14 protein-coding genes and 1 pseudogene are annotated in these 20053 nt (G+C 67.5%); 8 read left to right on the top strand and 7 right to left on the bottom strand.

The window, feature by feature from the left end; genetic code table 11:
• Positions 1-127 precede the first annotated feature (127 nt).
• Complete coding sequence (locus FAZ98_RS24130) at positions 128-397, top strand: hypothetical protein (RefSeq protein WP_158954782.1); 270 nt, start codon at positions 128-130, stop codon at positions 395-397.
• A gap of 51 nt (positions 398-448) precedes the next feature.
• On the opposite strand, the gene prpR is transcribed toward FAZ98_RS24130, so the two are convergent.
• Positions 449-2449 carry a propionate catabolism operon regulatory protein PrpR gene (gene prpR, locus FAZ98_RS24125; RefSeq protein WP_158954780.1) on the bottom strand — a complete coding sequence of 667 codons (2001 nt, stop codon included), beginning with the start codon at positions 2447-2449 and terminating at the stop codon, positions 449-451.
• Between the two features lie 208 nt (positions 2450-2657).
• Here prpR and FAZ98_RS24120 point away from each other — a divergent pair, with 208 nt between their 5' ends.
• Entirely contained in the window at positions 2658-3542 is an 885-nt protein-coding gene (locus FAZ98_RS24120) for an isocitrate lyase/PEP mutase family protein (RefSeq protein WP_158954778.1), read from the top strand.
• Between the two features lie 41 nt (positions 3543-3583).
• The gene (locus FAZ98_RS24115; RefSeq protein ID WP_158954776.1) at positions 3584-4924 is read left to right on the top strand and encodes an MFS transporter; all 1341 of its coding nucleotides are present in this window, start codon (positions 3584-3586) and stop codon (positions 4922-4924) included.
• Here FAZ98_RS24115 and FAZ98_RS24110 read toward each other — a convergent pair.
• Entirely contained in the window at positions 4921-5934 is a 1014-nt protein-coding gene (locus FAZ98_RS24110; protein ID WP_158954774.1) for a bifunctional helix-turn-helix transcriptional regulator/GNAT family N-acetyltransferase, read from the bottom strand. The genes FAZ98_RS24115 and FAZ98_RS24110 overlap by 4 nt on opposite strands.
• Positions 5935-6125: 191 nt before the next feature.
• On the opposite strand from FAZ98_RS24110, the gene FAZ98_RS24105 reads away from it, so the two are divergent.
• The 3 genes from FAZ98_RS24105 to FAZ98_RS24095 all read left to right on the top strand — a co-directional run bounded on the left by FAZ98_RS24105 (position 6126) and on the right by FAZ98_RS24095 (position 10124).
• Positions 6126-8048, top strand: coding sequence for a potassium transporter Kup (locus FAZ98_RS24105; protein WP_158954772.1), 1923 nt, complete (start codon positions 6126-6128; stop codon positions 8046-8048).
• A gap of 447 nt (positions 8049-8495) precedes the next feature.
• Complete coding sequence (locus tag FAZ98_RS24100) at positions 8496-9299, top strand: glycosyltransferase (protein ID WP_199272440.1); 804 nt, start codon at positions 8496-8498, stop codon at positions 9297-9299.
• A gap of 81 nt (positions 9300-9380) precedes the next feature.
• Positions 9381-10124 (top strand): PIG-L deacetylase family protein, encoded by a 744-nt coding sequence (locus FAZ98_RS24095; protein WP_158954770.1) that lies wholly within the window; start codon positions 9381-9383, stop codon positions 10122-10124.
• Positions 10125-10331: 207 nt separating this feature from the next.
• Here the strand turns inward: FAZ98_RS24095 and FAZ98_RS24090 are convergent, their stop codons facing one another.
• The 3 genes from FAZ98_RS24090 to FAZ98_RS24080 all read right to left on the bottom strand — a co-directional run bounded on the left by FAZ98_RS24090 (position 10332) and on the right by FAZ98_RS24080 (position 13691).
• Positions 10332-10949 carry an SAM-dependent methyltransferase gene (locus tag FAZ98_RS24090; protein ID WP_158954768.1) on the bottom strand — a complete coding sequence of 206 codons (618 nt, stop codon included), beginning with the start codon at positions 10947-10949 and terminating at the stop codon, positions 10332-10334.
• Between the two features lie 94 nt (positions 10950-11043).
• Complete coding sequence (locus FAZ98_RS24085) at positions 11044-12138, bottom strand: acyl-CoA dehydrogenase family protein (RefSeq protein ID WP_158954766.1); 1095 nt, start codon at positions 12136-12138, stop codon at positions 11044-11046.
• Complete coding sequence (locus FAZ98_RS24080) at positions 12135-13691, bottom strand: FAD-dependent oxidoreductase (protein ID WP_158954764.1); 1557 nt, start codon at positions 13689-13691, stop codon at positions 12135-12137. Before FAZ98_RS24080 ends, FAZ98_RS24085 begins: the two co-directional genes overlap by 4 nt.
• 155 nt (positions 13692-13846) lie before the next feature.
• Here FAZ98_RS24080 and katE point away from each other — a divergent pair.
• Together katE and FAZ98_RS24070 are read left to right on the top strand one after the other, a co-directional pair.
• Positions 13847-15970, top strand: a pseudogene (gene katE, locus FAZ98_RS24075) (catalase HPII); the annotation flags it as partial.
• Positions 15971-16012: 42 nt separating this feature from the next.
• Positions 16013-16834: a CHAD domain-containing protein gene (locus tag FAZ98_RS24070; RefSeq protein WP_158954760.1), complete on the top strand. Its 822-nt coding sequence runs from the start codon at positions 16013-16015 to the stop codon at positions 16832-16834.
• A 9-nt stretch (positions 16835-16843) separates the two neighbouring features.
• Here FAZ98_RS24070 and FAZ98_RS24065 read toward each other — a convergent pair whose 3' ends face one another.
• Together FAZ98_RS24065 and FAZ98_RS24060 are read right to left on the bottom strand one after the other, a co-directional pair.
• Complete coding sequence (locus tag FAZ98_RS24065) at positions 16844-18460, bottom strand: efflux transporter outer membrane subunit (RefSeq protein ID WP_158954758.1); 1617 nt, start codon at positions 18458-18460, stop codon at positions 16844-16846.
• Position 18461: 1 nt separating this feature from the next.
• A complete protein-coding gene (locus tag FAZ98_RS24060) occupies positions 18462-20048 on the bottom strand; it encodes a DHA2 family efflux MFS transporter permease subunit (protein ID WP_233272904.1) in 1587 nt (528 codons plus the stop codon).
• Between the last annotated feature and the right edge of the window lie 5 nt (positions 20049-20053).

Genomic DNA, 20053 nt, shown 5'->3' with positions numbered 1-20053 from the left:
CGCGAAGCGATCATTGCGGGTTGCGGCGTTGCAGTTTGACACGGGAAAACGCGCAACGCCGGGGTCGGGTACGCCGATTGCTCGAAGGGCTCGCTGCTACACGCTAACTAACTTCGCGGATAACACCATGTACACGACCCGGCCCTGCACCACGACTTGCGTCATCGACGGCGCGCCCGTGACGTTCACCTATTACCCCGACACCTGCGTGCTGCGCGTCTCCGACGCCGCCGGCCGCTGCCTGCGCGAAGACCGCTGGGAAGCGAGCTGGGCGCAACTGCTCACGACCCTGCGCGAGATCGCCATGGAAAGCGCGGCGGCGGCGAAGCCGGCACCGCGCGGCGCGGATCTCGCGGGCGGATTCCCGGTTGGCGGCGCGCAGTTCGCCGCTGCCTGAGATCGCTGCCCGGGTCTCCCGTTCCCTGTGCCGGGCGTAGCACCCGCGCGATCAATCGTCCTTCATCAGACGCCATAGCGTCGTGCGGCCGATGCCGAGCGCGCGGCTCGCGGCGGCGCGGTTGCCGCCATGCGCCGCCAGCACGCGTTCGATCTGGGCGCGGGTGAGCGGGGTTGCGTCGCGTGGCGCGGAAAGCGTGGTTCGGTGCGCGATCGCCGGCGGCGTGACGCCGTTGGTGCCGCTGTTGCTATCGCCATCTTCCTCGGCGAATTCCGGAAATATTTCGGATAGCGAAGTATCGGCATGCGCTGCGCCGGTACTGTCCGCGCTTGTTTCCGTATTTTCATCGGCGAAAAAAATCGCGGCGCGCGCCAGCAGATTTTCCAGTTCGCGCACGTTGCCCGGCCACGCATAGCGGGCGAAATACGGCGCGAAGCGCGCGAGCACGCGCTCGATGGCGGCGGGGCGCAGCGCATAACGTGCGGCCATGCGTTCGAGCAGATGGCGCGCGAGCGCGGGCAGATCCTCGCGCCGCTCGCGCAGCGCCGGCAGCGCGATTTGCAGCAGATTGAGCCGGAAATAGAGGTCGGCGCGAAACGCGCCCGCTGCGACCATCGCGCGCAAGTCGCGGTGCGTGGCCGCGATCACGCGCACGTCCACGGGCGTCGCGCGGCTCGCGCCGAGCTTCATCACCTCGCGTTCCTGCAGCACGCGCAGCAGGCGGCTTTGCAGCGCGGGCGGCATTTCGCCGATCTCGTCGAGAAACAAGGTGCCCGTATGGGCGATTTCGACGAGCCCCGGTTTGCCGCCGCGCCGCGCGCCCGTGAATGCCCCTTCCTCGTGACCGAACAGTTCGCTTTCGATGAGCCCTTCGGGCAGCGCCGCGCAATTGAAAGCGACGAAGGGATTGCCGCGTCGCGGGCTCGCGTTGTGGATGCCCTGCGCGACGAGTTCCTTGCCCGTGCCGCTTTCCCCGCCGATCAGCACGGTGGCGTCGTGCGCCGCGCTCATCGCCGCGAGACGCCGCACGCGCGCCATGGCCGCCGAGCCGCCGACGAGATCGTCGAGTTCGTAGCGCGCGACGAGATGGCGCGGGCGTTGCGTCGTGCGCAGCGAACGGTCGATGCGCTGCGCGACCAGCGCGTCCTGCACCGTGACCACCGCGCCCGAGCGCGCGCCCTGCTCGACGATGGGCACGCAACTCACGATCAGCGAGCGGCCGCCGATCTGCTCGATGCGGTCGTCCACGGGCGCGGCGCCATCGGCGAGATCGCGCAGCAGCGGCGCGACCGACCGCGCGAGTTGCGCGGGCACGTCGCGCGCGCGGTCGAGGCCCAGCAGGTCGAGCATGGCCGGATTGACGGCTTCGAGCTGGCCCGCCGCGTCGAACGCGGCCACGCCGTCGCGCAGGTGAGCGACGATGGTGTTCAGGCGCACGCGCTTCGATTCCTTTTCGCGGCTCACGCGCGCGAGTTCCACCGAGCGCTCGAACGCCTCGTGCACCGCGCCCATCGAATAGAGGAACACGCTCTCGAGCCCGGCCGCCTGCGCCAGATCGCACGCCATGCCCGGCCCGATGATGACGCGGCAGCCCGCGCTCGCGAGCGCGCTCACGGCGGCGCGGACTTCGTCGACGGAGCGATACGCGCGCTGCGTGAGTTGCAGATTGAGCCACGCGCCGAGGTCGGCGAGTTCGTGCGAGACGCTGTCGTGCAGGATCAGGCCGATGGGCGCGCCGGGCCACGTGGCGTTCGCGTGCGTGATGGCGGCGAGCACGTCGAAGCCGTTCACCTTGACCATGACCACGGGCACGCCGAGGTTGTCGCGCAGGTACGCGCCGTTCGAGCCGGCGGCGAGCACGACGTCCACGCCGCCCGATTCGATATAGGGCTGCAAGGCGGTGACGGCGTCGCCGTAACCCTCGCGCACGTAGAAGAAGCGCGCCTCGCTCGCGTAACGCGGTGCGATGGTCTCGCAGAGGTTGCGCAAACGGCTGATGCTCACGAGCGCGATGCTCGGGCGGCTGGCGGAAGCGGGCGAAGCGGGTAGCACGGCGAAACCTCGATCGTTCTCGAAACGAAGATTGTTTCATGGTGCGTTCCAAAAAACGTTCCATGAAACGTTTCAGCGATTTTGACATGAAACGTCCGTGCACGCTAACCCCTTGATTCGTCTAAGCTCGGATCGTGCGACTGCGAATTGGCACATATCGTGCATTCCCGTCGCGCATCCTGAAAACCAGACACAACGGAGTCATGCGATGACCACTTCCACCGCCGCCCGCCGCGCCGCCTTCCGCGCCAAGGTCAACGAACGCCGCGGCCTGCTCGTGCCCGGCGCGTTCAACGCCATGAGCGCGCGCGTGATCGAGGACGCCGGTTTCGAGGCGCTCTACCTCACGGGCGCGGGCGTCACGAACATGTCGTTCGGCATGCCGGACCTCGGCTTCATCGGCCTTTCGGATATCGCCGAGCACACGGCGCGCGTGCGCGACGCGGTGGGTCTGCCGCTGATCGTCGATGCGGACACGGGCTTCGGCAACGCGCTCAACGTGCGCCACACCGTGCGCACGCTGGAGCGCAGCGGCGCCGACGCGATCCAGTTCGAAGATCAGGTGATGCCGAAGAAGTGCGGCCACTTCACCAACAAGGAAGTGATCGGCAAGGCGGAGATGGTGGGCAAGATCCGCGCGGCCGTGGACGCGCGCGACGACGGCAATCTGCTCATCATGGCGCGCACCGACGCGGCGGCCGTGCACGGCATTGAAGACGCGATCGCGCGCGGTCAGGCGTTCATTGAAGCGGGCGCCGACATTCTCTTCATCGAGGCGACCGAAAAGCTCGAAGACATCGAACGCCTGCCGAAGCTCATCGACGCGCCGCAGCTCATCAACATCGTGATCGGCGGCAAGACGCCGGTGCAGTCGCGCGAGACGCTCGCGGGTCTCGGCTATGCGCTCGTGCTTTACGCGAACGCGGCGCTGCAAGGCGCGGTGGTCGGCATGCAGCGCGCGCTCGGCCAGTTGAGCGCGAACGGCCGCCTCGACGAAGACGCGAATATTGTCGCGCCGTTCGCGGAGCGCCAGCGTCTCGTCAACAAGCCGTTCTACGACCAGCTCGACCGCGACTACGCCGCGAAAGACTAACAACATCCAATAAATTTTGAAGGCGGGGAGGAGAGAGACCGATGTCGAGCGATACGGAATTCGCAGTCCGAAACAAGTCGATAACGCAGACGTTACATAGCGCCGATACCCATGAGCCAGCGCGTCCGCGCATTCGTTCGATCGTGGGCGGGCTCGCGGGCAATCTGATCGAGTGGTACGACTTTCTCGCGTACAGCATCTTTTCGATCTACTTCGCGAAGTCGTTTTTTCCGAGCGACAAACCCACGGTGCAACTCATGAACACGGCGGCCATTGCCGCCGTGGGCTACGTGGCGCGGCCGCTCGGTAGCTGGCTGGTGGGTTTTTACGCTGACCGCCATGGCCGCAAGCGCGCGCTCACATGGTCGGTCACCGCCATGTGCGTGGGTTCGCTGATGATCGCGCTCACGCCGGGCTACGCAACCATCGGCGTACTCGCGCCGGTCGTGCTGATCGCCGCGCGCCTGCTGCAAGGCCTCAGCATGGGCGGCGAGTACGGCACGAGCGCGACCTATCTCAGCGAGATCGCGCCCGCGAACCGGCGCGGCTTTTATCTCGGCTTCCTGCAGGTGAGCGTGGTGGCCGGGCAGCTCGTGGCGCTCGCGCTCATGCTGGTGATGCAGAACCTGCTGATGACGCCGCACCAGATCGAGCTTTGGGGCTGGCGCGTGCCGTTCGTGATTGGCGGGGCGCTGGCGCTATTCGCTCTTTACATGCGGCGTCACGTTACGGAATCCGAAGCATTCGAGCGTGGCGCGCGCCACGCAGGGCCGCCCGTGCTGCAGCAGTTGCTTGCGCATTGGCGGCAGATCCTGCTCGCCATTGGTATTACGGTCGGCGGCACCGTGGGTTTCTACACGTTCACGGTGTATATGCAGAAGTATCTGGTGAATACCGTGGGCCTTTCCAAGGAGATGTCGACGCTCGTTTCCACCGGCGCACTGCTGCTGTATATGCCGCTGCAACCGCTGTTCGGCCTTGTCTCCGACGTGTTCGGCCGCCGCCCCGTGCTGATCGGTTTCGGGCTCTCGACCACGTTGTTTTCCGTGCCGCTCTTCACGGCGCTCAGTCACACGCACGACCCGCTCGTGGCGTTCCTGCTCTCGTTCGCGGGGCTCGTGATGCTAAGCGGCTTTACTTCCGTGCACATGCTCGCGAAAACCGAGTTGTTCCCCGTGCGCATCCGCGCACTCGCCGTGGGTCTGCCCTACGCGCTCACCACGGCGATCCTCGGCGGCACGACCGAGTTCGTCGCGCTGCGTTTCAAGGCGAGCGGGCACGAGCAGTACTTTTACTGGTATGTCACGGCTTGCGCGGCCATCTCGCTGATCGTCTATCTGCGCATGCCGGAAACGCGCGGGCGCGCGCCGGCGTCGGCTTAAACGCGTTTTCCGTTGGCAGGCTGGTGGCGCACGAAGCGTTGCTCGGTGACTTTCGTGCCCCACTGGCTGCCCTCGGCTTCCTCGGCGAGTTCGAAGCCGAACGATTCGTAGAGATGTCGCGCGGCATCCAGACCCTTGAACGTCCACAGGTACGTTTGCGCGAAACGCGCGTCGACATAATCCATCGCGCGCGTCATGAGTTGCCGCCCGATACCGGTGCCGCGCAACGAATCGTCGACGATAAACCAGCGTAAATGCGCGTGGCCGTCGCCGGGCTGGCCATCTTGACCGCCATGACCGTCGATGGCGAGCGAAGCGAGCGCGCGGCCGCGTTCCATGGCGAGCCAGAGTGCCTGGTTCGCCGCGGGCAAGCCTTGCGCGAATGCGGCGAGCCCGGTGGCGACGAGCTGTTCGAAGAACGCGCCGAAGCCCCAGTTCGCCGCGTAGAAGCGCGCATGCAGGCTTGCGATGTCGCCGATGCAGCCGGGCCGGTAGCCTTCGACGATCTGCACGCCCGTGGTACTCGCCGACGCCGTGTGGCCTGCACTGTTGGGATTGTCGTGCGCGAGCGCGTCGGCATAGAGCGCGAGTGCGCGGACCAGCGCCTGTTGATCGGCGGGCACGAGGCGGCGCAGCGCGCTCGAGACCTGGTCGGTCGCGAAGCGGTCGATCTTCGCGCGCAGCTTCTGTCCGGCGGCGGTGAGGTGCAGGGTGGACGAGCGGGCGTCGGCGTCGTCGGCCTGGCGGCGCACGAGGCCTTCCGCTTCGAGCCGCGCGACCTGGCGGCTCGTGTTCGACTTGTCGAGCCGCAAAATCTCGCCGAGCGCCTTGGCGTTGATGCCGGGCGCCGCACCGATCTCGATGATCGCGTGCACGGCGGAGGGCGCCAGCTCGCTGCCCGCGAGCGTCGAACGCATGAAGCCCAGTTCGCGCACGAGCCGGCGCGAGAACTCGCGCAATTCCAGAATGGTCGCTTCGCGCGGTTGCGCGGGGGCATCGACGAAATCCATGTTCGCTCTCCGGTGCAATGCGCCGTGACACGGTCAGGCTACAGGCGTACAGGCGTGGTTGGTTGCGACTCGCAACCAACGATCGAAATATAGGAGAGCGCCGCGACGAACGCAAGCTCGCCGAAGCCTTGCGGAATGCCGATTGCTTTGCACGAAGCTCCACGGCTTTTCGCCGAAATAAGCGCGCGACCATGCTCGAGCCTCGCCTTTCCTCTTCCAGCCGCACGGCGGCGCCGTCGCGCAAGGGACCCGGGCCTGCCGCACTCGTGTTCGGCTCGCTGGGCGTGGTATTCGGCGACATCGGCACGAGTCCGATTTATGCGTTGCGCGAGGCGGTGCAGACCGCCCATTCCACCGCGCAATTCGTGGTGATGGGCGTGCTCTCGATGATCTTGTGGGCGGTGCTGATTGTCGTGGTGCTCAAGTACGCGTGCTTCGTCATGCGCGCCGACAACGAAGGCGAGGGCGGGATCGTCGCGCTCACCGCGCTCGTGCGCACGGGTTTTCAGCGCGCCGGACGCCACGCGCCGCCCGCGCTGCTGCTCGCAGGCCTCGTGGGCGCGGCGATGTTCTACGGCGACTCCATGATCACGCCCGCCATTTCCGTGCTTTCGGCCGTGGAAGGGCTCAAGGAGATCAGCCCCGCGTTCGGTCCCGCCGTACTGCCCATCGCGCTGGTCATTCTCGTGGCGTTGTTCCTGTTCCAGTCGCGCGGCACGGCGGCGGTCGGGCGCGCGTTCGGCCCGGTCATGGCGCTCTGGTTCGTGAGCCTCGCCGCGGTGGGCGTCTATCACATCGTGCGGTATCCGGCGATCCTCGCGGCGGCTTCCCCGCTGTGGGCGCTGCGGCTCGCCGCGACGCAGCCGGGTCTTGCGTTCGGCGTGCTCGCCGCCGTGATTCTCGCGCTGACGGGCGCCGAAGCGCTGTACGCCGACATCGGCCATTTCGGCAAACGCCCGATCCGGCTCGCGTTCTTCTGCGTGGTGCTGCCCGCGATCGTGCTCGGCTATTTCGGCCAGGCCGCGACCATCCTCGCCGATCCACAGGGCGCGAGCCAGCCGTTCTTTCGCTCGGTGCCGCATTGGGCGTTGATTCCGGCCGTGGGCATTGCGATGCTCGCGACGATCATCGCTTCGCAGGCCGTGATTTCGGGCGCGTTTTCGATGACGAGCCAGGCGATCGAACTGGGCTTTCTGCCGCGTATGCGCACGATCGAAACCTCGCGCGAACGGCGCGGCCAGGTTTATGTACCGGCGGTCAACGCGGGGCTGCTCGTGGCCGTGGTGTTTCTCGTGCTGTTCTTCCGCAGCTCGGAGAAGCTGACGTCGGCGTATGGGCTGGCGGTCGGGCTCACGATGCTGACGACCTCGCTGCAAATGCTGGCCGTGTGCCGTCACGTGTGGGGCTGGTCGCGCCTCGCGACGGCGCTCGCCTGCGTGCCGCTGCTGGCCGTGGACGGCATGCTGCTCGCCGCGAACGTGCCGAAGATTCCCACCGGCGGCTGGTTTCCCGTTTCCGTTGGCGCACTGCTGTTCGTGACGATGAGCACGTGGCATCGCGGGCGCCAGCTCGAAGCGCGCCATGCGCGCGGCGGCCTGCCCGTCGACGCGTTTTTGCGCGATCTGTGCGGCGCCGCCGACGGGCCCGCGCGCGTGCCCGGCACGGCCGTGTATCCGGGCAACGCGCCGGGCATGACGCCGGCCGCGCTCAAGAGCAACGTGCGCCACAATCACGTGCTGCACGACACCGTGATCGTGTTCGCGAATGTTTCGGAGTCCGCACCACAGGCCAACGAGAAAACGCGTATCGAAACGCGCGATCTCGGCGGCGGTTGCTGGGAAGTGATCGCACATCACGGCTTCGTCGAGCGGCCCAATTTGCCGAATCTGCTCGAATCGTTGCAAGGGCGGCTGGGGCCGTGGCGCTTCGAGCCGAAGCTCACGACGTTTTATCTGCCGCGCGACGAAGTGCTGCGCAGCCCCGCGGCGCACGACGTGAGCGCATGGCGCGCGCGGCTATTCGCGTTCATGTCGTTTCACTCGGCCTCCAGCGCCGAGTACTACGGGCTGCAGCCGGAGCACGTGGTGGAGCTGGGGGTGCAGGTGGCGCTGTGAGGCGGATCGCCGCGGGATGACACGACGGCATACGCGCCCGGCGTCTGGGCTGTACCTCGTTTTTCACTTGTCCCATCGCTTCGAGCAAGGCCCGCCAGCCGCACAGCCAGCGCATTTCCTCGAAACACCGGCCGCCTTCCGCGCTGATGTGCACGATGCGGCTAACCGGATAGAACGTGACGATGCAGCGGGCCGGGCGGGTTTCGGTGGCGATCATTGTTTCTGCTCGTGACTGCGTTTTGTTGTGAATGCACAGTCCGCGCGAATGCAGGTGTCGCGCGATCGCCCTGAGCGGGCTGCGCTTCCGCAGACCTCGTGCCCTTCTGCGCGCGCGGGCAATGGAAAGCCAGGTATCGCGGTTGCGGTAACGCTCGAACGCAACCGGCGCGCGGCGCCGGGCGAATCCGCCGGAACTTCACGGCATCCACCGCGGTTCGAGGATTGACCATGATCGGTATCGTGATACCCGCGCACAACGAAGCGGCGCTGCTCGCGCCATGCCTCGTCGCGGCGCAAGCAGCGGCGCGGCATCCCGCGCTCGGCGGTGAAGCCGTGCGCGTGGTCGTCGTGCTCGACGCCTGCACCGACGCCTCGGCCGACATCGCGCGCCGCTCGAACGTGGAAACGCTGGCGATTCATGCGCGTAACGTGGGCGCCGCGCGAGCGGCGGGCGCGCGTCTTCTGCTGGAGCAGGGTGCGCGCTGGCTGGCGTTTACCGATGCCGATAGCCGCGTCGCGCCGGACTGGCTCGCCGCGCAACTCGCGCTGGGCGCCGACGCCGTGTGCGGGCCCGTGATGGTCGACAGCTGGCGCGATCATCCGGCGCGCACGCGGCAAACATGGCTCGAGCGTTATCACGACGCCGACGGCCACCGGCACGTGCACGGCGCGAATCTCGGCGTCTCGGCGCAGGCCTACCGGCGCGCGGGCGGATTCGCGCCGCTCGCGTGCGGCGAAGACGTGGCGCTCGTCGACCTGTTGAGCGCGAGCGGCGCCGTGATCGCCTGGAGCGCCGCGCCGCGCGTGGTCACGAGCGCGCGCACGGACGCACGCGTGCGCGGCGGTTTCGGCGACACGCTCGCGGCCTGGGCGCACGAACTGGGCGATGGCCCGAGCGTCGAGGCGGACGCCGAAGGCGGCGCGGCGCCCGCGCCGGTGGCCGCTGCCGCGGTCCACGACGCGGCGAGGCGTGCGGTGCGGGCAAGACGCGAGGAACGCGACGGCGAAGCCCCCGCCGTGACGGCGCCTTGATCGGCACGGAACGGCGTTTGCGGCACGTATGGCTCATTGTTGCCCACCGCATCGACACAACACATCGACGGAAATCGCGCCATGTATATCGATCCTGACACGCTTTCGCCCACCCGCAAACTCGACGCCGCGCGCACGCTGTTCGTGGTCTCGCCGCATCTCGACGACGCCGTGTTCGGTTGCGCCGCGTTGCTAGCCGCACGCCCGGGCGCGCGCGTCTGCACCGTGTTCGCGGGCACGCCGCCCAATCGTCAGGATACCGAATGGGATCGCGCCGCCGGGTTCGCCGACTCCACGCTCGCGATGCGCGGACGCTACCGGGAAGACGACCGCGCGCTCGACGTGTGCAGCGCCAAACCAGTGCGCCTCGGTTTTCTCGACGGCCAGTACGGCCCGCTGCCCGAGACGCCCACGCTCGCGGACGCACTCTACGACGCGCTGCTCGCGCAAAAGCGCAGCAAGCATGCCGACGACACCACGCTCGTGGTGCCGCTCGGGGTGCATCACCCCGACCATGTCCGCGTGGGCGAAGCCTGGACCACGCTGTTGCGCGCGGGTCGCGTGGCGTCGTGCATCGTCTACGAAGACGCGATCCATCGCGCGGCGCGCGGCGTGGTCGAAAAGCGTCTCGCGGAACTCGATAAAGCCGGGTTGCGCCTCACCGCACTCGACGCGACGTGGTGCCCCGAACGGCTGAGCGCGCGCGCGCTCGACATCAAGCGGCGCGGGATCGTGGCCTACGACAGCCAGTTGCGCGCGTTCGGCGAGCGCGTGCCCGCCGATCTCGCCAAGCCCGAGCGGTTCTGGCGCGTGGAGCGGATCTAAGCCACGCGCTTCGCGAAAGCCACGCGCTTCGCGAGCGGATAACGCGCGCGGGCGGGATACGCGAGCGATGCGTTACGCGATCGATCCAACCGCGCGTTATGCGTTCACCAAAAGCGTCATACGCGACAGCGCCTCACGCGGACAACGCGAAACATCCGCACGCAGATTGCGCGATCGACCCGCTTGATGCGTACGCGACACACCCGCTCATCTTGCGCGTTCGCGGCGCGCCACGCTCAACGGATCGGCGCTCCACACGTCGAGCAGAAAGTCGGCGTCTTCCACTCGCGTGACCTGATGCAGCGACGCGCGCTTCGCGGCGAGCGCAAAGGTCTCGTGCACGTCGGTGGCGTCGAGCATCCACGCCTCGCCGCCGTGGCGCCAGTGACAGCAGACGAGCGTGCCGTCCGCATCGAGCGAATCCGTGGCGAGCGAAGCCAGCGCGGCGCAACCCTCCGCGCCGAGGTAGTACGCAATCTCGCTCACGACGATCAGGTCGAAGCGGCCCGAGGGCCAATCGTTGGGCATGGCGAGGCACTCGATCTGCACCTGCGCGAACGGCGCGAGGCGCATGCGCGCGGTGTGCACGGCGCGCGGCGCGAAGTCGGCGCTCAACAGCGCGTCGCTGCGCGTGGCGAGCGCCGCCGACAGTTCGCCGGTGGCGCAACCCGGTTCGAACGCGCGCCGGTAACGCACGCGCGGCAGCGAGGCGAGCAGCATCGCGCGCTTGCGCGCTTCGTACCAGCTCGTGCGATAGCGCCATGGGTCGGGATCTTCGGCGAACTGGCCGTCGAAATACTCGGCGAGCGACGTGGGTTGTTCCATGGCGTGTGCGGTCATTGATGTCGTAGTAGGTGTGTCGATGTCGATGTCGTGTTGAGGCAATACCGGTTCGAGGCGGGATGCGTGCTTTAGCGCATCAGAGCGCCCAGTCTTCGCCGCGCTCCGCCACCGCTTTCGCGAGCGCCGCGAGATCGCGTTCGGCGTGGCTTTGCCGCACGAACACCGGCAGGTCGGCGGCCATGCGCGCGAACCACGCGTCGCGGCAGTACGGTCCCGCGCCCAGGCCGCGCGCGCAGGCCGTGAGCACCGTTTCCACGGCGCTTTCCACAGCCGCGCGTACACGCAGTGCGAGCGTCATGGCGTCGTCTTGCGGGTGGGCGTCGAGGTGCTGCGCGGCTTCGCGCAACACGGCGCGTGCGGCCACGAGCGCCGTGTCGGCGGCGCCCAGGTGTGCATGCAGATGCGGATCGTCGCGCCGTTGCGCCGCATGGCGCAGGTGCACGGCGAGCGCGGCGGCCGCCCCGTACCAGCACGCGCCGATACCCGCGCCGCCTTGCCAGAAGCCCGCGCGCCGCAAATACGCGCCGCTCGCGCCAATCAGCGTGGCGTGCGCGTTGCGCACCTCGACTTCCACGCTGCGCGTGGCCGCCATGCCCACCGCTTCCCAGCCGCGCCCGGTCACGGTCACGCCCGGCTGATCGAGCGGCAGCGCGGCCAGCCAGTCGCGGCCTTCGTCGTCGATGCAAGTCACGAGCGCATGCGTGACGAACGCCGCGCCCGAGCACCACGGCTTGGTGCCCGAGAGCAGCACGCGCGTTTCGTCGTTCGACCCACGCGTGTGCGTGAAGCGCAAGTCGTCGTGCGGCGCCCGCGCGGCCCACACGGCCCAGATCGGCGGCGTGGCGCTGTCGGCACCCGCCGCGCAGGTTCGCGGCGCGCCGATTTCGGCGAGGATCGCGAGCGCGTCGGCGTGCGCTTCGTAGATCTTCACGAGCGAGAGATCGCGGCCCGCGAGACCCGCGAGAAATTGCCAGCGCGCGAGCGTATGACCGCCGCCGGGCTGCGGCAGCGAAGGACATGCGGCAATCACCTGGCGCGTGGCGTCGGGCAAGCTCGCGGCGTCGAGCGGCAGCGCGAGCCCGTCGAGCAGCGCGGCGCAATCGACGGCACCGTTTTCCGGCATGACCGCCGCAACGGATCGCGTGGAGACGAGGTGGAGATCGCGCGTCATTGGAACCCCAGGATGTCGCGCGCGGTATCGACGGAAAGCCGTTCGCGCATGCGCTCACTCAGTTCGGCCGTCTCGCGTTCGTAGCCGCAGGCGAGCACGGCCAGCACGCGGCCGCTGCGCACGTAAAGCACGCCGAAGCGCGCGTCGCCGGGCTTGCCTTGCATCACGAGATCGTCCCAGTCTGCGGCGTGGCCGAGGTAATCGACGCGCTGGTCGTAATGCTGCGTCCAGAAGTACGGCACGCCTTCGTAGCGCGTCTCGCGGCCGAGCATGTTCAGCGCGGCCACGCGCGCCTGTTGCTGCGCCACGCGCCAATGCTCGATGCGCAGCGTTTTGCCGCCCCACGGAAAGCGGGCGATGTCGCCCACGGCGTAGACGTCGGGGCACGCTCGCATCGTGTTGTCGACGCTCAAGCCGCCGTCGTCGTCCAGCACGATGCCGCCGACGAAACCCGTGGCCGGCTGCACGCCCATGCCGACGATCACGGCCTTCGCGCGCGTGGTCCAGCCGTCGTCGAGTTCGATCGTGTCCACGTCGTTTTCGCCGATAAAGCCTACGGCCTTCGCGCGCCGGAACACCACGCCGTGCGCTTCGTGCCATTCGCGAAACCGCGCGCCTACACGCGCGCCGAGCGGCTTTTGCAGCGGCAGGCCGCTCGGCGCGACGACGGTGACATCCACGCCGCGCTTGCGCAAAGCCGAAGCGGTTTCGAGGCCGATGAAGCTGTCACCGAGAATCACGGCGTGTTCGCCGGGTGCGAGCGCGTGCAGGATCGCGCCCGCGTCGTGCACGTTGCGCAGCGTGAAAATGTTGCCGAGTTCCGCGCCGGGCACGTCGGGACGTTGCGCGACGGAACCGCTTGCGAGCGCCACGGCGTCGTAAGTGGCCGCGCGGCCGTCGCGCGAGCTGATGCGTTTGGCGCGCGCATCGACCTGCTCGACGCCGGCATGTTCGATGTGAAGACGCGCGTCACGTGCGATGGCGTCGGGCAGGATCGGCGGAACCTCGCCGGGCTGCATTTCGCCTGCGGGCACGAATTTGCTGAGGCAGGTGCGGTCGTAGGGCGCTTCGGGTTCGGCGGCGTACAGCGTGACTTCGCAGTTCGCGTCGCCTTCCAGCAGCGTGGCCGCCACGGCCGCGCCCGCCGCGCCGCCGCCGACGATCGCAAACCTGCGCGGCGGTGTTGCGTTCGAAGCTGCGCGGTTCGCGGCAGGCTTGCGCTCCGCCGCGGGCCGTTGCGCGTTGTCGAGATTCACGAGGACCTGATCGCCGTCTACGCGCACCGCGTACGAAGCGAGGCCTTCGAGCGCGGGCGGTTCGACCAGCGCGCCGTCTTCGATCTCGAAGGTCGCCTTATGCCACGGACACACGATGCGGCCGTTGCAGAGCGCGCCTTCGTCGAGCGGCGCGCCCGCGTGCGGGCAATCCGCGCCGAACGCGCGCAAACGTTCTCCGCTATGCACGAGCAGGATCGGCACGCCATTCGGCTCGACGCGCTTCATGCCGTGCGCGGGTAGCGCGGCGGCGTCCATCGCCTTGATCCAGCCAGCCATGTGCGGCTCCCCAGTGTGGTTATCCGCATGGGAGCGCAATCGCCGTGCCGCCTTTCAATTCGCTGATCGAGTGCGGGCGCGTTCATATCGACATAACAAACAGCACGACAAACGGCACAACGTTTGCGGAGGACGGTCACTCACCCAAGGCCGCATGCGCGACCGATTCCAAGGAGTTCCCCATGTCGAAGAGTCACCGCTCGCCGGGCAAGCCGTCTTCATCCGACGCCAAATCGCAGAGCCTCGAACCGTTTCGCGCACGCGCCGACGGCGAAGCGTTGCGTACCAATCAAGGCGTGAAGATCGCCGACAACCAGAACAGTTTGCGCGCGGGCCCACGCGGCCCGTCGCTGCTCGAAGATTTCATCATGCGTGAAAAAATCACGCATTTCGATCACGAGCGCATTCCCGAACGGATCGTGCACGCGCGCGGGTCGGCCGCGCATGGCGTGTTCAAGGTCTACGAATCGCAGTCCGAACTGACGCGCGCCGGCTTTCTGCAGGACCCCGCGAAGGAAACGCCGGTGTACGTGCGGTTTTCCACGGTGCAAGGCCCGCGCGGTTCCGCCGATACGGTGCGCGACGTGCGCGGCTTCGCCGTGAAGTTCTACACCGAGGAAGGCAATTTCGATCTGGTCGGCAACAACATGCCCGTGTTCTTCATTCAGGACGCGATCAAGTTTCCTGACTTCGTGCACGCGGTGAAGCCCGAGGCGCCCGACGAAATGCCCACCGGCGCGACCGCCCACGACACGTTCTGGGACTTCGTTTCGCTCGTGCCGGAAAGCGCGCACATGGTCGTGTGGGCCATGTCCGATCGCGCGATTCCGCGCAGCCTGCGCACCATGGAAGGCTTCGGCGTCCATACGTTTCGATTCGTCAACGCGCAGGGCAAGGCGCGCTTCATCAAATGGCACTGGCGGCCCGTGCTCGGCTCGTATTCGCTCGTGTGGGACGAGGCGCAGAAAATCTCGGGCAAGGACCCGGACTTTCACCGGCGCGATCTGTGGGAAGCGATCGAGAGCGGCAATTTCCCCGAATGGGAACTGGGCGTGCAGGTGATCGAGGAAAGCGACGAACATAGCTTCGACTTCGACCTGCTCGATCCGACCAAGCTGATTCCCGAGGAACTCGTGCCGGTGCAGATCATCGGCAAGATGACGCTCAATCGCAATCCCGACAACTTTTTCGCCGAGACCGAACAGGTCGCGTTCCATCCTGGCCATATCGTGCCGGGCATCGACTTCTCGAACGATCCCTTGCTGCAAGGCCGTTTGTTCTCGTACACGGATACGCAGATCAGCCGTCTCGGCGGCCCGAACTTCCACGAGTTGCCGATCAATCGCCCGGTGTGTCCGTTCCAGAACAACCAGCGCGACGCCATGCACCGGCAAACCCTCAACGTGGGACAGGCGTCGTACGAGCCGAACTCGGTGGGCGGCGGCTGGCCCAAGGAAACCGATCCGGCCGATGGCGGTTTCGAGAGCTACCAGGAGAAGATGGAAGGCACGAAGATTCGCGTGCGCAGCGACTCGTTCGCCGATCACTTCTCGCAGGCCACGATGTTCTACAACAGCATGTCGGAGCCGGAGAAGGATCACATCAAGGCTTCCTATGCGTTCGAACTCGGCAAGGTCACGAGGCCCGAGATTCGCGAGCGCGAGGTGAACGAGATTCTCGCCAACATCGACGCCGACCTCGCCGCGAGCGTGGCCGAGGCGCTCGGTCTGCCCAAGCCCAAGGCGGGCAGCAAGCCCGGCAAGCCGAAGACGGCGGATTCGCCCGCGCTGAGCCTGATGAATCGCGTGAAGCCCGGTATCAAGACGCGCAAGATCGCGCTGCTCACGGCGCCGGGCGCGGACGCCGCCATGCTCAAGCAATTGCGCGACGCGTTCGCGAAGGAAGGCGCCACGGCGCTCGTGATCGCGCCCACGCTCGCGGCCATTGGCGACATCACGCCCGACGCCACCATCGCGGGCATGCCCTCGGTCATGTTCGACGCCGTGTTCGTGCCGGGCGGCGAGGCGGCCGCGCAGGTGCTTTCGCAGTCCGGCGACGCGCGCCACTTCGTGCTCGAAGCGTTCAAGCATCTGAAGGCGCTGGGCGCGGTGGACACGGGCCGGCTCGTGCTGCAGGCCGCGCATTTGCCCGACCAGGCCGATGGCGTGGCGACCGGCGACGCGAAGGAGCTGGCGCGCGTGTTGAAGGAGTTCGTCGATACGGCGGGCCAGCATCGCGTGTGGTCGCGCGCGGCGCAGGCCGAAAGCGTGCCGGCCTGAACGCGGCATCTTCCTCAACCCGAGTCGCGCAAGGAGCGAGCCATGACGAAATCCACCGATCCGGCCGAGAGTGCGCAGTCGCAGTTCGCGCATTACGCGAGGCCGCTCGTCGACGAAGCGTTGACACGTGCGGCGCTCGTCGATCCGAACGCGGACGACTTCCACAAGCTGCGCATCGCGTTGCGGCGGTTGCGCACGCTGTTGTGGGCGTGGCGGCCGCTACTCGGGCGCGACGCGGCCGAGCGCGAGCGCGCGTTTCTCAAGCGCGCCGCCGCGGCGGCGGGCGAGGCGCGCGACTGGGATATCGCGGTCAAGCTGCTGGGCGCGCAAGACGAAGCCGGCGAGTCGCTCGCGGGCGAACGTCTCGAGGCCGCGCGGCGCGAGGCGCGCGCTCGCGCGGCGGTCACGCTCTCGGCCGCCGATCTCAAGCACGCGTTGCGCGAGATGCTGCACGCGACCAATCGCGCGTTGAACACGTCCTCGCAACGCACGCCGGTGAAGCGGCTCGCGCGCGAGCGTGTGGACGACGCGCGGCGCGCGCTCAAGCAGCGCAGGCGGCGCGCTGAAAAGGCCAAACGCGGCGACTACGCAGCGTGGCACGAGGTGCGCAAGGGCGCGAAGAAACTGCGCTATCTGCTGGAGTTTTTCGGGCCCGAGCTAAAAGCGCGCGATATCGACCGGCTCGAGTCGCTGAAGAAGCTGCAAAAGCGCTTCGGCAAGCTCAACGACGCGGTGGCGACCGAGCAGTTGCTCGCCGCGCATCCCGAAGTGTTCGCCGACTCGGCCAGCGCCGAGACCGCGCTCGCCGCCCTCAAACGCGAGCGCAAGCGTCGCCGCCGGGCGGCGGCGAAGTCGTTGCATTGATGCGTTTTTTCAGGGCGATGAAGCCGGTGCGGGCGCTGACGCGACCGGCGCGGCGGCGTCGCTCCAGCCGCCGCCCAGCGCCTTGTAGAGCGAGACGAGGTCGGTACACACCTGCAACTCGCCTTGCTGCGCGTTCTGCTGCGCGCTGCTCAGTTGACGCTCGGCGTCCAGCACGTTGATGAAGGTCACGATGCCTTTGCGATAGCTGTCGCGCGCGAGCGCGAACGCGCGGCGCTGGGCGGCCACGCTTTCGTCGAGCGAGACGAGCTTGGACTGATCGGTTTGATACACCGTGAGCGCATTGTTCACGTCGCGCAATGCGCCGAGCACGGTTTTGCGATAGTCGAGCGCGGCTTCCTGCTGCTGCAGCTTCGAGAGTTTCAGGTTCGACACCAGCGCGCCGCCCTGGAAGATTGGCAGCGAAACGCTCGGCCCCCACGACCAGAACAAGTTGGACCAATGCGCGAGATCGTGCGGCGTGGTCGCGCGCGTGCCCACCTCGCCGGTGAGCGAGATGTCGGGATAGAACTGCGCGACCGCCACGCCCACGTTGGCCGTGGCCGCATGCAGCGAGGCTTCGGCGCGGCGGATGTCGGGGCGGCGGCGCGCCAGCGTGGCCGGCAAACCCACGGGCACCGAAGGCGGCGTGGCGGGCAGCGTGCCCGGCGGCGTGAGATCGGCGTCGAGCGCGCCCGGCGCTTCGCCCACCAGCACGGCGAGCGCGTTGAGCGACTGCGCGATTTGCTGATCGTATTGCGGCAGCAGCGCTTCGGTTTGCGCGCGCTCGGCCTGCGAACGCTCCACGTCGAGCTGGCTTTCCAGGCCGTGCTTCGCGGCGTTGCGCGCGAGGTCGACGGTCTCGCGCTGCTGGCGGATCATGTCGACGGCGGTGGCGCGTAACATCTGCGCGCCGCGCAATTGCAGATAGGTCTCGGCCACCTCGGCTTCGAGCGAGACCTGCGCGTCGTGCTGCGATTCGATGGCGGCGTCGGTTTGCGCGTTCGCGGCTTCGACGGAGCGGCGCACGCGGCCGAACAGGTCGATTTCCCACGAGGCGTCGAAGCCCACTTGCCAGAGATTCACGGGCGTCGTGAGCTGATTGAGCGCGTTGCGCACGCCGCTTTCGAGCGCCGGCCCTTCGCCGGGCGCGAACTGGTTGACCGGCGAACCGGGCGCACCGAGCGCATCGACCTTGTCGTAGACGCCTTGCGATTCGAGCAGACCTTTCGCGCCCAGTTGCTCGCGCTCGTAGCTCGCGCTCGCGCGCACGTTCGGCAGGCCCTGCGCGGCGGCCTGCTGCGTTTGCGCGCGGGCCTCGGCAATGCGCACAACGGCAATACGCAGGTCGGGATTGCCGCGCAGCGCGCGGTCGATGAGCGAGTCGAGCGTGGTGTCGTGAAAGCCTTGCCACCAGCGCGGATCGGGATCGGATTGCACCGTGGGCGTGGACGCCGCCACTTTCTCGCCCGGCGCATTGGCGGGATTGCCGGCGTGCGTGGCGTTCCAGTCGGTGGGCGCTTGCGCGTCGGGCGGTTTGAAATTGGGGCCCACGGTGCAGGCGCTGAGCGCCGCCGCGAGCGCGCAGGGCAGCAGGCGGATTACCAGCGTGGATGAGCGCAGGCGCATCTCAATGGCCTCCCTGACCCGCGGCCTTCACCGGCGAGAAGAACAGCGCGACCGGCACGAAGATCGCGCAATACACGGCGAGAATGCCGAACACGTCGATATAGGCGAGGATCGTCGCCTGCGACACGAAGGTTTCGTAGAGATGCCCGTTGGCGGTCTGAAGGGCCTGCGCGAGCGGCTGCCCGGTGCTTGCCATGACGGTTTGCGCGTCGCGCATGAGCGTGTCCTGATAGTTCTGCGAGAGCGGCGACATGTGCCCCGAGAGATGCGCCATCCACGCCTGCGAGCGTTCGCGGATCAGCGCCGTGGACACCGAGATGCCGATCGAGCCCGCGACGTTGCGGAACATCGTGAAGAGCGCCGAGGCGTCGTTGTTGAGCGCGCTTGGCACGGTGAGATAGGCGAGCGTGGTGACGGGCACGAACAGAAAGCCGATGGCGATCGACTGCGCGGCGCGCATCTTCACCAGCGTGTCGTAATCGACATCGGGCACGAGCGTGCGCGCGTAGATGAGCGCGGCCGTCAGCAGGATGAAGCCCGTCATGATGAGCAGCCGCGTTTGAATATGCGGCATCAGCTTGCTGATGACGGGAATCTCCATCGTGATGAGCAGCGCGCCGGGCGAGAGCACGAGACCCGCGAGCGTGGCCGTGTAGCCGAGTTGCTGCTGGGCGAGCTGCGGCACGATCACCGAGCTGCCATAGAGCACGGTGGCGAACGCGAAGATCATCAGGCAACCGAGCGCGAAATTGCGGTCGCGCAGACATCGCAAATCCACCACGGGATGCTTCGCGTAAAGCAGCCGGAAGGTCGCGCCCACCAGCCCGAGCACGGAAAGCACCGTGAACGTGACGATGAACGGCGAGTGGAACCAGTCGTCGTCCTCGCCGCGATCGAGCATGACCTGGAGGCAGCCGAGCCCGACCGCGATCAGCGCGATGCCGGGGAAGTCCACCGTGCGCCAGTTCAGGCCCTGCGCCGTTTCCTTCTTGACCCACGGCGGATCTTCCACGAGTTGCATGACGGCGAGCGTCGTGAGAATGCCCACCGGCACGTTGAGCAGGAACACCCAGCGCCACGTGAAGTTATCGGTGATCCAGCCGCCGAGCGTGGGCCCGAGCACGGGCGCGACGACGATCGCGATGGCCGAAATCGAGAACGCGCGGCCGCGCTGGCTGGGCTCGAAGGTGTCGAGAATGATCGACTGCTGATTCGGTTGCAGGCCGCCGCCGAAGAAGCCTTGCAGCACGCGGAAGATCACGAGCTGGCCGAGACTCGTGGCCACGCCGCACAGGAACGAGCAAATGGTGAACGCGACGATGCACACCATGAAGTAGCGCTTGCGGCCGAGCACGCGCGCGAAGAACGCTGAAATGGGCAGCACGATGCCGTTGGCGACGAGGTACGAGGTGAGCACCCACGTGGCCTCGTCGTAGCTCGCCGACATCGTGCCTGCGATGTGCGGCAGCGCGACGTTGACGATGGTGGTGTCGAGCACCTCCATGAACGCCGCGAGCGTGACCGAAATGGCGATCAGCCACGGGTTGCCCGCGGGACGCCAGTTCGCTTGTCGGGATGAGCCAGGCACGTGTC

It is taken from the genome of Paraburkholderia acidisoli (genome assembly GCF_009789675.1).
In the GTDB taxonomy this organism is placed as follows: Bacteria; Pseudomonadota; Gammaproteobacteria; order Burkholderiales; family Burkholderiaceae; genus Paraburkholderia; species Paraburkholderia acidisoli.
Note: the sequence above shows the minus strand (reverse complement) of the source record. Positions and strands in the feature narration are given on the sequence as shown.